General features: G+C 41.2%; 12 protein-coding genes. 10 read left to right on the top strand and 2 right to left on the bottom strand.

Annotated elements, in window-relative coordinates; all coding sequences use genetic code 11:
* Positions 1 to 38: 38 nt before the first annotated feature.
* Together dusB and hslO are read right to left on the bottom strand one after the other, a co-directional pair.
* Positions 39 to 1019: a tRNA dihydrouridine synthase DusB gene (gene dusB / locus AC3E7H_RS07510; RefSeq protein WP_000183319.1), complete on the bottom strand. Its 981-nt coding sequence runs from the start codon at positions 1017 to 1019 to the stop codon at positions 39 to 41.
* Entirely contained in the window at positions 1006 to 1878 is an 873-nt protein-coding gene (gene hslO, locus AC3E7H_RS07505) for an Hsp33 family molecular chaperone HslO (protein WP_000357869.1), read from the bottom strand. Before hslO ends, dusB begins: the two co-directional genes overlap by 14 nt.
* 236 nt (positions 1879 to 2114) lie before the next feature.
* Here hslO and AC3E7H_RS07500 point away from each other — a divergent pair, with 236 nt between their 5' ends.
* From AC3E7H_RS07500 to AC3E7H_RS07455, 10 genes are all read left to right on the top strand, one after another.
* Entirely contained in the window at positions 2115 to 2246 is a 132-nt protein-coding gene (locus AC3E7H_RS07500) for a teichoic acid D-Ala incorporation-associated protein DltX (RefSeq protein ID WP_000375187.1), read from the top strand.
* A gap of 20 nt (positions 2247 to 2266) precedes the next feature.
* Complete coding sequence (dltA, locus tag AC3E7H_RS07495; protein WP_007555757.1) at positions 2267 to 3817, top strand: D-alanine--poly(phosphoribitol) ligase subunit DltA; 1551 nt, start codon at positions 2267 to 2269, stop codon at positions 3815 to 3817.
* Positions 3814 to 5058: a D-alanyl-lipoteichoic acid biosynthesis protein DltB gene (gene dltB, locus AC3E7H_RS07490; RefSeq protein WP_075228390.1), complete on the top strand. Its 1245-nt coding sequence runs from the start codon at positions 3814 to 3816 to the stop codon at positions 5056 to 5058. Before dltA ends, dltB begins: the two co-directional genes overlap by 4 nt.
* A gap of 13 nt (positions 5059 to 5071) precedes the next feature.
* Positions 5072 to 5311 carry a D-alanine--poly(phosphoribitol) ligase subunit DltC gene (dltC, locus tag AC3E7H_RS07485; RefSeq protein WP_000351968.1) on the top strand — a complete coding sequence of 80 codons (240 nt, stop codon included), beginning with the start codon at positions 5072 to 5074 and terminating at the stop codon, positions 5309 to 5311.
* Positions 5304 to 6572 (top strand): D-alanyl-lipoteichoic acid biosynthesis protein DltD, encoded by a 1269-nt coding sequence (dltD, locus tag AC3E7H_RS07480; protein ID WP_075228391.1) that lies wholly within the window; start codon positions 5304 to 5306, stop codon positions 6570 to 6572. Before dltC ends, dltD begins: the two co-directional genes overlap by 8 nt.
* Positions 6573 to 6711: 139 nt before the next feature.
* Positions 6712 to 8913 (top strand): cell surface ecto-5'-nucleotidase Nt5e, encoded by a 2202-nt coding sequence (gene nt5e / locus AC3E7H_RS07475; RefSeq protein ID WP_001042068.1) that lies wholly within the window; start codon positions 6712 to 6714, stop codon positions 8911 to 8913.
* A 244-nt stretch (positions 8914 to 9157) separates the two neighbouring features.
* On the top strand, positions 9158 to 9598 hold the full coding sequence (gene adcR, locus AC3E7H_RS07470) for a zinc-dependent transcriptional regulator AdcR (RefSeq protein ID WP_001249315.1): 441 nt from the start codon (positions 9158 to 9160) through the stop codon (positions 9596 to 9598).
* A complete protein-coding gene (locus tag AC3E7H_RS07465; RefSeq protein ID WP_001269493.1) occupies positions 9598 to 10302 on the top strand; it encodes a metal ABC transporter ATP-binding protein in 705 nt (234 codons plus the stop codon). Before adcR ends, AC3E7H_RS07465 begins: the two co-directional genes overlap by 1 nt.
* On the top strand, positions 10295 to 11101 hold the full coding sequence (locus AC3E7H_RS07460; protein ID WP_000933416.1) for a metal ABC transporter permease: 807 nt from the start codon (positions 10295 to 10297) through the stop codon (positions 11099 to 11101). The genes AC3E7H_RS07465 and AC3E7H_RS07460 overlap by 8 nt, the downstream gene beginning before the upstream one ends.
* A 9-nt stretch (positions 11102 to 11110) precedes the next feature.
* Positions 11111 to 12613 carry a zinc ABC transporter substrate-binding protein AdcA gene (locus AC3E7H_RS07455; RefSeq protein ID WP_000733019.1) on the top strand — a complete coding sequence of 501 codons (1503 nt, stop codon included), beginning with the start codon at positions 11111 to 11113 and terminating at the stop codon, positions 12611 to 12613.
* Positions 12614 to 12662: the final 49 nt, after the last annotated feature.

Raw genomic sequence — 12662 nt, 5'->3', positions numbered from 1 at the left:
GGCAAATCTCAATTTGAGATTTGCCCTTTTTTATACGTTTATGCTTTATCTAATTGCAATAGGGCCTCTATCTCTGCAAGTGTGCTTGCTTGTGAGATAGCTCCACGGAGTTTAGCTGCACCAGATGTTCCACGGAGGTAGTGAGGAGCGAGTCCACGGAATTCACGGACCGCAACCTTTTCTCCCTTGAGGTTGATTAAGCGTTTCAAATGCTCGTAGGCGATGTTCATCTTATCTTCAAAGGTTAAATCAGGAAGGATTTCTCCAGTTTCAAAGTAGTGATTGATTTGATTGAAGAGGTAAGGATTCCCCATAGCTGCGCGTCCAATCATAACGGCATCAGCACCGACTTCTTCGATGCGTTGTTTGGCTTCTTGGACAGTGCGAATGTCACCGTTAGCGATAAATGGAATTTTTGTCAGAGCTTGTGCAACCTTGTGAAGGGTCTCCAAATCTGCGTGACCAGTGTACATTTGTTCACGAGTACGACCGTGCATAGCAAGTGCAGAGACACCTGCAGCCTCAGCGGCGAGAGCATTTTCCACAGCTAGAGATGGATCAGACCAGCCCGTACGCATTTTGACAGTAAGTGGGATATCAAGGACAGATTGGACCTTGTTAATGATAGAGTAGATCTTGTCTGGATCCTTGAGCCACATAGCGCCAGCTTCGTTTTTGACGATTTTGTTAACTGGACAGCCCATGTTGATATCAACGATATCGGTCTTGGTGTTTTCTTGGATGAATTCTGCTGCGCGTGCTAGGCTGTCTTCATCACTACCAAATAGTTGGATAGAGACTGGGTTTTCTCCTTCATCGATATGAAGCATGTGAAGAGTCTTTTCGTTGTTGTATTGGATTCCCTTGTCAGAGACCATTTCCATGACAACGAGTCCAGCTCCAAGTTCTTTTGCGATAGTACGGAAGGCGGAGTTGGTCACGCCGGCCATAGGTGCTAAAACGGTACGATTGGGAATCTCAACATTGCCAATCATAAAAGGTGTATTAAGATTTGTCATGAATGAGTTCCTCCAGGTCGTTTTCATCAAAATTATAAGTAGTTTGGCAGAATTGACAAGTGATTTCTGCCCCGTGGTCTTCGTCCTTCATTTGCTGCAAGTCTGAGCTTGGAAGACTAGAAAGAGCCTTCATAAAGCGTTCTTTGCTACAGTCACATTGGAAACGAATCTCTTCTTCAGACAAGCGTTTGTATGGTTCGTCACCATAGATGGCTTTAAGAAGAGATTCGATATGGTCTTCACTCTCGAGAAGGGTTGAAATGGCAGGCATTTCTTGGATGCGTTTTTCAAAACGAGCAATCTCTTCTTCCTTGGCTCCTGGTAAGACTTGGACAAGGAAACCGCCTGCGACTTTGACCTTGTCTTCTTCGTCCAAAAGGACATTTAGACCAACTGCTGACGGCGTTTGTTGGCTTTCAGTCAGATAAAAGGCAAGGTCTTCTCCGATTTCCCCAGAGATGAGGGGAGTCATAGAGTTATAAGGATTCCCAGTACCATAGTCTGTGATAACGAGGAATTGACCATTTCCAACAAAAGGTCCGACTAGAACTTCACCAGTTGCAGTCTTTTTGATGTCAACACCAGGATTTTGAACGTAACCTTTGACATTCCCCTTGGTATCTGCGACAGTGATAATGGCACCGAGTGAGCTAGAACCTAGCACTTTTACTGTTAGTTTGGTATTTCCTTTTTCATTGGCTGCGAGAATCTGGCTGGCAATAAGGGTGCGACCAAGTGCTACAGTTGAGCTAGCTTGGGTTTGATGTTTTTCTTGAGCAGTGCGGACGGTTTCAGTGCTATCAAGAACATAAGCACGAAAAGCCCCGCTTTCTGATATAGTTTTAATAATTTTATCCATAGCTATTATTTTAGCATAAAAATGCCCAAAGGGGGAGTGGGGTGTCTACTATCGTTTTAAAGTGATTTATTTACATCAGTGAAATTATGAAGAAAGAACTAAAATAAGCTAAAATCAACTTCCAAAAAATGGTAAACAGTTGAAAATAGAGGGAATAAAGTGGTAAAATGGGAACAAGAAAAAATAGTAATTGTTTGTGGGAAAATTGACGGAAATTTACAGAAAAGAAATCGATCATGGATAGAAAGAAACCATTATATATTTTTTTAGGGCAAACGGTCCTGTATTTTATTGTTTTACTGGGTTTGCTTTATTTCTTTAGTTATCTTGGTCAAGGTCAGGGTGGCTTTATCTACAATGAATTTTAACTTTAAGGAGAAAACGAACTGTGTCTAATAAACCGATAAAAGATATGATTGAAGCGATTGAGTACTTCGCCCAAACTCAGCCTAGCTTTCCAGTCTATAATGTTCTTGGTGAGGAACGTACCTATGGTGATTTGAAGGCTGATTCGGATAGTTTGGCTGCAACCATCGATCAACTAGATTTACCTGAAAAATCTCCTGTAGTCGTTTTTGGTGGTCAGGAGTATGAGATGTTAGTTACCTTTGTAGCTCTGACTAAGTCAGGTCATGCCTACATTCCAATTGACAGTCATTCGGCCTTGGAGCGAGTTTCAGCTATTTTAGAAGTGGCAGAGCCAAGTTTGATTATTGCCATCTCAGACTTTCCATTAGAGCAGGTCTCTACACCAATGATGAATCTAGCTCAGGTTCATGAAACCTTTGCTCAAGGGAATAGCTATGAGATGACGCATCCGGTCAAGGGGGATGATAACTACTACATCATCTTTACTTCAGGGACAACTGGAAAACCAAAAGGGGTGCAAATTTCGCATGATAATTTGCTCAGCTTTACCAACTGGATGATTACGGACAAGGAATTTGCGACGCCAGAGCGTCCACAAATGTTGGCGCAACCGCCCTATTCTTTTGACTTGTCTGTCATGTATTGGGCACCGACCTTGGCTCTTGGAGGAACGCTTTTTGCCCTCCCATCAGCCATTACTCAAGACTTCAAACAACTCTTTGCAACTATCTTTTCTCTTCCGATTGCTATTTGGACTTCGACACCATCTTTTGCAGATATGGCCATGTTATCTGAAGATTTCAATGCTGAAAAGATGCCAGGGATCACTCATTTCTACTTTGATGGGGAAGAGTTGACCGTGAAAACCGCTCAGAAATTGCGCGAGCGTTTCCCGAATGCACGCATTATCAATGCTTACGGTCCAACGGAAGCAACAGTTGCTTTGTCAGCAGTCGCTATTACAGATGAGATGTTGGCAACCCTGAAACGTTTACCAATTGGCTACACCAAAGAAGATTCTCCAACCTTTATCATTGATGAGGAAGGGAATAAATTGCCAAACGGAGAGCAAGGGGAGATCATCGTATCTGGTCCAGCTGTTTCAAAAGGCTACATGAACAATTCTGAAAAAACAGCTGAAGCCTTCTTCGAATTTGAAGGTCTGCCAGCCTATCATACGGGAGATGTCGGAACAATGACAGATGAAGGTCTCCTTCTCTATGGTGGACGGATGGACTTCCAGATCAAGTTTAACGGTTACCGCATTGAGCTAGAGGATGTTTCTCAAAACTTGAACAAATCCAAGTACGTTGAATCTGCTGTTGCAGTTCCACGTTACAACAAAGACCACAAGGTTCAAAACCTCTTGGCCTATGTTATCTTAAAAGATGGTGTCAAAGAACAATTTGAGCGCGACATCGATATCACGAAAGCGATCAAGGAAGACTTGGAAGATATTATGATGTCTTACATGATGCCGTCTAAGTTCCTTTACAGAAAGGAATTGCCACTAACTCCAAATGGCAAGATTGACATTAAAGGCTTAATCAATGAGGTAAATAATAGATGATGGAGCTTCTCAAACAGCTTCCTCATATTGAGCCCTATGGAAATCTACAGTACTTTGTCTACGTGATTACCGCTACCTTGCCCATCTTTATCGGTCTTTTTTTCAAAAAACGTTTTGGCTGGTATGAAATATTGGTTAGTCTCTTCTTTATAGTCACTATGTTGACGGGAGGCAAGACCAATCAATTAGCTGCCTTAGGAATCTATCTAATTTGGCAAATGGTACTGGTTCTTTTTTACAAGCAGTATCGAAAAGTCCGAGACGGCAAATGGATTTTCTATCTCGTTAGTCTGTTGTCGTTACTTCCCATCATCTTTGTCAAGGTGCAGCCTGCTATCAATGGAACGCAGTCTTTGCTTGGATTTTTGGGAATTTCTTATTTGACATTTCGTTCGGTAGGAATCATCATCGAACTTCGAGATGGAGTCATTAAGGATTTGAAGATGTGGGAGTATTTGCGTTTTCTTCTCTTTATGCCGACATTTTCAAGTGGTCCTATTGATCGTTTCAAACGTTTTAATGAAAATTATAAGACGATACCAGAGCGCGATGAGTTGCTAGATATGCTAGCTGAGTCAGTTCGATATATCATGTGGGGATTTCTGTATAAATTTATCCTAGCTCATATTTTAGGCGAGATTTTATTACCACCGCTAAAGAATTTAGCTTTACAAACAGGTGGCGTCTTTAACTATTATGTAGTGGCCATCATGTACACATTTGGTTTGGAGCTCTTCTTTGACTTTGCAGGTTACTCTATGTTTGCTCTAGCTATTTCAAATCTGATGGGGATTCGTAGTCCGATCAACTTCAACAAACCCTTTTTATCAAGGGATTTGAAGGAGTTTTGGAATCGCTGGCACATGAGTTTATCCTTCTGGTTCCGTGATTTTGTCTTTATGCGCATGGTCATGGTGATGACGAGAAAGAAGCTCTTTAAGAATCGAAATGTGACCTCAAGTGTCGCCTATATCCTGAACATGCTCCTTATGGGGTTCTGGCATGGGATAACTTGGTTTTACATCGCCTACGGACTCTTTCATGGAGTGGGCTTAGTCATTAATGATGCCTGGGTTCGAAAGAAAAAAACGCTCAATAAAGAACGTAAGAAAGCAGGGCGACCTCCCTTGCCTGAGAATCGCTGGGCTCAGTTGCTTGGCATGGTGATAACCTTCCATGTCGTGATGGTTTCATTCTTAATCTTTTCTGGATTTTTGAATGATTTATGGTTTAAAAAATAAAAGGAATTAAAAAATGGATATCAAATCAGAAGTTATTGAAATTATTGATGAATTATTTATGGAAGATGTATCTGACATGATGGATGAGGATCTTTTTGACGCAGGTGTCTTGGATAGTATGGGAACAGTTGAATTGATCGTGGAAATCGAAAATCGCTTTGATATTCGTGTCCCAGTTACAGAATTTGGTCGTGACGACTGGAATACAGCTAATAAAATCGTAGCAGGGATTACGGAGTTAAAGAATGCTTAAACGCCTGTGGTTAATCTTCGGGCCCATTCTTATTGCAGGTTTATTGGTTCTTCTACTCATTTTTTTCTACCCTAGTAGTAAGAGTCATAATCTAATGGAGGAAAAATACTCTGCAGCCTCTATAAGTGCAGAAAGTTTCAAAGAGAGAAGACAAAAAGTGAGAGCTCTCACGGATCCTAATATACGTTTTATACCCTTTTTGGGTTCGAGTGAATGGATTCGTTTTGATAGTATGCATCCAGCAGTACTAGCTGAAAAGTATAATCGCCCCTATCGTCCTTATTTTATGGGGCAGGCAGGAGCAGCTTCTCTTAGTCAATACTTTGGGCTGCAACAAATCACATCTGAGCTTGAAAACAAACAAGCGGTATTTGTAATCTCTCCACAGTGGTTTACAAAAGAGGATCATGACCCAACTATTTTTCAAACCTATTTTAACAATGATCAGTTGACTGCCTTTTTAGAGAATCAATCTGGGGATGCAGCCTCTCAATATGCGGCTAATAGACTCTTAAAGCAAAATCCAAGAGTTCCGATGAAGAGGATTGTTGAGAAGCTGGCTAAGAATGAACAATTGTCAGATTTTGATCAAACGGTGGTTAATCTCTCTGCTGAGTTCAATGAAAGACAAGCTGCCCTTTTTGGTCAGTTCTCCATTCGGGGCCGATTAAAGTATAAAGATCATATTGAAAAATATTTGAGCAGTCTCCCAGAGCATTTTTCGTATGAAGAATTGGAAAATATTGCACGTAAGGATGCAGAAGAAAATACGACCAATAATGATTTGGGGATGGATAACCACTTTTACAATACTCAACTAAAGAAAGATTTAAAAAAGTGGGAAGGGTATCAAAAAAATTACAACTTTCTCCAGTCAAGTGAGTACAATGATTTGCAGTTAGTGCTCGATCAATTTGCTAAATCTAAGGTGAATGTGCTCTTTGTCTTTCAACCTGTCAATAAAAAATGGATGAATTATACAGGCTTGAGTGAGGAGATGTATCAACACGCAATTGAAAAAATTCGTTACCAGTTGGAGAGTCAAGGCTTTACCAATATCGCTGACTTTTCAAAAAACGGTGGAGATCCCTACTTTGTTAAGGACACGATTCATATCGGTTGGTTAGGCTGGTTAGCATTTGATAAGGTTGTAAATCCCTTTTTGAGCAATCCAACAACAGCGCCTAATTACCAAATGAATGATCGTTTCTTTAGTCAAGATTGGGCAACCTATGATGGAAATATCCAAGATTTTCAATAATATAGAAAAAGAGTTTGAACTTTTTGTTCAGACTTTTTTTATGAAATGTTGGATAGGTTACCTTCAAAAAGGTTAAAAGTTTTAAAATGATGCTAAATAGCGTATAATGGTAGAAGAAAGAAGAGAAAGGGATTTCAATATGAATAAACGTTTTTTGTTGCCTGTGCTATCGACAGCCCTATTAGCTCCAGCCTTTTTAGCTGGACAAGTCTATGCTGAAGAAAATACTAGTTCTTCAGAAGCTACAGAAGTTGTGAGCACTACAGAAGCACCAGTAGTGACAGCGACTCCTGAGGTTGTTACAAGTCCGGCAACGCCAGTTGAAGAGGCTGCACCTCAAAAAGAAGAAGCAGATACTGTTATCTTGCACACTAATGACGTGCATGGTCGTATTGTAGAAGAAAAAGGAGTAATTGGAGATGCCAAACTCGCAACGGTTATTGAGAAGGAGCGAGAAAAGGGCAACCAAACGACTCTAGTAGTAGATGCAGGCGATGCCTTCCAAGGTCTGCCAATTTCAAACTCTACAAAGGGTGAAGCACGTGCCAAAATCTTAAACGAGATGGGCTATGATGCTATGGCTGTAGGAAATCATGAGTTCGACTTTGGACTTGATGAAGTTAAAAAATACAAAGAAATTTTGAACTTCCCATTGCTCAGCTCAAACACTTATGTCAATGGTGCTCGTTTATTTGAAGCAGCAACAATTGTTGATAAGAACAAGGATGTTGCAGGTGATGAGTTTGTCGTCATCGGTGTGACAACACCTGAAACAGCTACTAAGACCCACCCTAAAAATGTTAAAGGCGTAACCTTTACAGAACCTATTGCAGAGGTTAACAAGGTTATCGAAGAAATTCAAGCTAAAGCCTTGGCAGAAGGCAAAGACTACAAACACTATGTTGTTCTCGCTCACTTGGGAGTTGATACAACAACACCAGTAGAATGGCGCGGTTCTACTCTTGCAGAAGCACTTTCAAAAAATCCTCTTTTGAAAGGTAAGCGTGTCACTGTTATTGATGGTCACTCTCATACAGTAGAATCGACTACTTATGGTGACAATGTAACATACAACCAGACAGGAAGCTATCTCCATAACGTTGGTAAAATCACTTACAAATCTCGCCAATTATTGGGGAATCCTTCACTCATTGCAGCTGCAGATGCTAAGAAATTGGAAGCTAATCCAAAAATTGAAAAACTTGTCAAGGACATCAAACAAAAGTATGACGCTGAAAATGCTATAGAAGTTGTTTCAAATAGTCCAGTTGAATTGAACGGTGACCGTGAAAATGTCCGTGTCCGTGAAACTAACCTTGGAAATGTTGTCGCAGATTCTCTCTATCAATACGGTCAAACAGGCTTTAGTCATCCGACGGATATCGCTGTGACCAATGGTGGTGGCTTGCGTGAAACGATTGCCAAAGATAAGCCAATTACAAAAGGAAATGTCATTGCGGTTCTACCATTTGGGAACACAATTTCACAAATTCAAGTAACTGGTCAGCAAGTTTTTGACATGTTTGAAAAATCACTTGGATCTATTTTGCAGGTTGATAAGGCAGGAAAAACTGTCTTGGATGAAAATGGTCAACCATTGCTAGAACCAAGTGGCGGATTCTTACAGATTTCAGGAGCCAAGGTCTACTACGATACAAATCTAGCTGCAGGCAAACGTGTCTTGGCTATTCAAGTTAAGAATGGTGCGACTGGTCTTTATGAAAAACTAGATTTGGAAAAAGTTTACTACCTAGCAACCAATGACTTCCTTGCAGCAGGTGGTGACGGTTATACTATGCTTGGTGGTGCCAGAGAAGAAGGTCCTTCAATGGATGCCGCCTTTGAAGATTACCTTAAAACAGCTGATTTGACTCAGTATGAAAAGGTAAATCCAAACTCACGCACGATTTCTGTGGATTCAAAAACATTTAAACTGCCAGAAGATCAAGGTAAAGAGCAAGATCCAGCTAAACCAGGAAAAGATTCAGAAACAGATCCAGCAAAAACTCCTACTCAACCAGGAAAAAATCAGGAAACAACTCCGGCTAATTCAGGAAATGATGCAACTAAGCCAGGAAAAGTTCAAAAGACAACTCCAGCTAAATCGGAGCAAGATTCAGCAACAAAAACAACTCCATCAGGAAAAAATCAGGGAACAACTCCTGCTCAAACATCTACTGTAAAAGTTGATTATAAGGTTGCAGATCAGTTTGCTAACAAGACAGTAGTTTCAGAAAAATTACTTCCAAATACAGGTAGTGAGCAATCTATTTTCATGATGCTATTGGGTATGATTCTTGGAGCGACAGCCCTCTGGACTAGTCGTAAACAAGAAAAATAATTCTACAAGATGAAAACATCTCAGGTGTTTTCATCTTTTTTCTTGACTCCTTGCTTGGATGTGATATACTTAACTAGTAAAGGAATGGCGCGATACTCAATAAAAATCAAAGAGCAAACTAGGAAGCGAGACGCAGGCTGTACTTGAGTACGCCAAGACGAAGCTGACGTGGTTTGAATTTGATTTTTGAAGAGTATGAAAACCTTGTATTTATAGAAATTCCGTTCTGAGAAAGGAGCAAATCATGAGACAGTTGGCAAAAGATATCGATCAATTTTTAAATGAGATTATCCTAAAAGCTGAAAACCAGCATGAAATTCTCATTGGTCATTGTACCAGTGATGTAGCCTTGACCAATACCCAGGAGCATATTCTCATGCTTTTATCAGAGGAGTCGCTCACCAACTCTGAGTTGGCGCGTCGTCTCAATGTCAGTCAAGCTGCCGTTACAAAGGCTATCAAATCCCTGGTTAAGGAGGGAATGTTAGAAACGTCTAAGGATCCTAAGGATGCTCGCGTTGTCTTCTATCAATTGACAGACTTGGCTCGACCTATTGCTGAGGAACACCACCATCATCATGAACATACCCTCTCGACTTATGAGCAGGTTGCCACTCAGTTCACACCAAACGAACAAAAAATTATCCAGCGGTTTTTAACTGCTTTAGTAGGAGAAATCAAGTAATGAGATACATCACAGTAGAGGATTTGTCCTTCTATTATGACAAGGAACCTGTGCTTGAGCATATCAATTACAGTGTTGATAGTGGGGAATTTGTCACACTGACAGGAGAAAATGGAGCGGCAAAGACTACTCTTATCAAAGCTAGTCTAGGTATTTTACAACCACGAATTGGGAAAGTAACCATCTCAAAGACAAATATTCATGGGAAAAAGCTAAGAATTGCCTATCTTCCTCAACAGATTGCAAGTTTTAATGCAGGCTTTCCAAGTACCGTTTATGAATTTGTCAAATCAGGTCGCTACCCAAGAAAGGGCTGGTTCCGTCGTTTGAATGCTCACGACGAAGAACACATCAAGGCTAGTTTAAACTCAGTTGGCATGTGGGAACATCGGGATAAACGGATTGGCTCTCTCTCTGGTGGGCAAAAGCAAAGAGCGGTCATTGCACGTATGTTTGCTTCAGATCCAGATATCTTTATCTTGGATGAGCCGACAACAGGGATGGATGCAGGTACCAAGAATGAATTTTATGAGCTCATGCACCACAGTGCCCACCACCATGGCAAGGCTGTTTTGATGATTACTCACGATCCTGAAGAAGTCAAGGATTACGCAGATCGCAATATCCACCTTGTCCGTGACCAAGATTCCCCATGGCGTTGTTTCAATGTCCATGAAAATGACCAGGAGGTGGAGCATGCTTAATCTATTGTCTTATGATTTTATGCAGCGAGCCTTTTTGGCCGTTATTGCCATGAGTCTCTTTTCGCCAGTCCTTGGGACCTTCCTCATCTTGCGTCGTCAGAGCCTTATGAGTGATACTCTGAGTCACGTTTCGCTTTCAGGGGTTGCCTTTGGTTTGGTTTTGGGGATTTCTCCAACCATCTCAACCATTGCCATTGTCTTGATTGCCGCGGTCTTTCTTGAATATCTCCGTACGGTTTACAAGAGCTTTATGGAGATTGGGACAGCTATTCTCATGTCTACAGGACTTGCAGTTTCACTCATTGTTATGAGTAAGGGTAAGAGCTCGAGTTCTATGAGTTTGGACCAATACCTGTTTGGTTCTATTGTGACCATCAGTCAAGAGCAGGTAATTGGGCTCTTTGTCATTGCAGCGGTTGTTTTAATTCTGACCTTCCTCTTTTTGAGACCCATGTACATCTTAACGTTTGACGAGGATACAGCTTTTGTAGATGGCCTTCCAGTGCGTACTATGTCTATCCTCTTTAACATGGTGACGGGTGTGGCTATTGCTCTTATGATTCCAGCTGCAGGAGCACTCTTGGTATCGACCATCATGGTCCTACCAGCTAGTATCGCTTTGCGTTTAGGGAAGAACTTTAGTTCGGTGATGATTCTTGCCAGCGTTATTGGTTTTCTAGGTATGGTGGCGGGACTTTATATCTCCTACTATGCAGAGACACCACCGAGTGCAAGTATTACCATTATCTTTGTAGTTGTCTTTTTGTTAGTCAGCTTACTCAAACGTTTTATCAAATAGGAGAAGAAAATGAAAAAACTAGGCCTACTTTTGGCAAGTCTTGTGACGGTATTCTTAGTGGCTTGTTCCAATCAAAAACAGGCAGATGGAAAATTAAATATCGTCACAACATTCTACCCTGTTTACGAATTTACCAAACAAGTAGCAGGCGATACAGCCAATGTCGAGCTCTTGATTGGGGCAGGGACAGAACCACATGATTATGAACCATCGCCTAAGGCAGTTGCTAAAATCCAAGACGCCGACGCCTTTGTGTATGAAAATGAGAACATGGAAACTTGGGTTCCCAAGCTTTTAGATTCACTAGATGCCAAAAAAGTAAAAACAATCAAGGCTACTGGAGATATGTTGCTTCTTCCAGGTAGTGAAGAAGAGGAAGACCATGACCACGGCGAAGGGGGTCATCATCACGAGTATGACCCTCATGTATGGTTGTCTCCTGCGCGTGCAATCAAACTTGTAGAGCACATCCGTGATAGTCTTTCAGCTGACTATCCAGATAAGAAGGCGACTTTTGAGCAAAATGCAGCAGCCTATATCGAAAAATTGCAAGCCTTGGATAAAGCCTATACTGAAGGACTTTCTAGTGCTAAACAAAAGAGTTTTGTGACTCAACACGCTGCCTTTCGTTATCTTGCCTTAGACTACGGACTCACTCAAGTCTCTATCTCTGGGCTTTCGCCAGATGCGGAGCCTTCAGCAAGCCGCTTGGCAGAATTGACCGAGTACATCAAGAAGAATAAGATTTCTTATATCTACTTTGAAGAAAATGCCTCACAAGCTCTAGCTAATACTCTTTCAAAAGAAACAGGAGTTAAGTTAGATGTTCTGAATCCTCTGGAAAGCTTGACCGAAGAGGACATGAAGGCCGGTGAGAACTATATCTCTGTCATGGAGAAAAATCTCAAAGCCCTCAAGCAAACAACTGACCAGGCAGGGGCAGAAATTGAACCAGAAAAAGCCGAGGAAACTAAAACCGTTCAAAATGGTTACTTTGAGGATGCTGATGTCAAGGATCGTACCTTGAGTGACTATGCTGGTAACTGGCAGTCAGTCTATCCTTTCCTTGAAGATGGTACTCTAGACCAAGTCTTTGACTACAAGGCTAAGTTGACTGGTAAGATGACTAAGGATGAATATAAATCCTACTATCAAAAAGGCTATCAAACGGATGTATCTAAGATTAATATCACGGATAACACTATGGAATTCATCCAAGGTGATCAAAGTAAGAAATATACCTACAAGTATGTCGGCAAGAAAATCTTGACCTATAAGAAAGGGAATCGAGGAGTTCGTTATCTCTTTGAAGCGACAGATGCAGACGCTGGACAATTTAAGTATGTTCAATTCAGCGACCACAATATCGCACCAGTCAAGGCAGAGCATTTCCATATCTTCTTTGGAGGCACTAGCCAGGAAGCCCTCTTTGAAGAAATGGATAACTGGCCAACCTACTATCCAGATGGCTTATCTGGTCAAGAAATCGCCCAAGAAATGCTGGCTCATTAAGATACGATTCACATGATAAAAGCGAACAGGAAAGTTTTCTGGTTATCAG

The sequence above is a fragment of the Streptococcus sp. SCPM-O-B-15304 (M98) genome (assembly GCF_058200215.1).
This window is presented reverse-complemented; position numbering and strand designations above follow the sequence as displayed.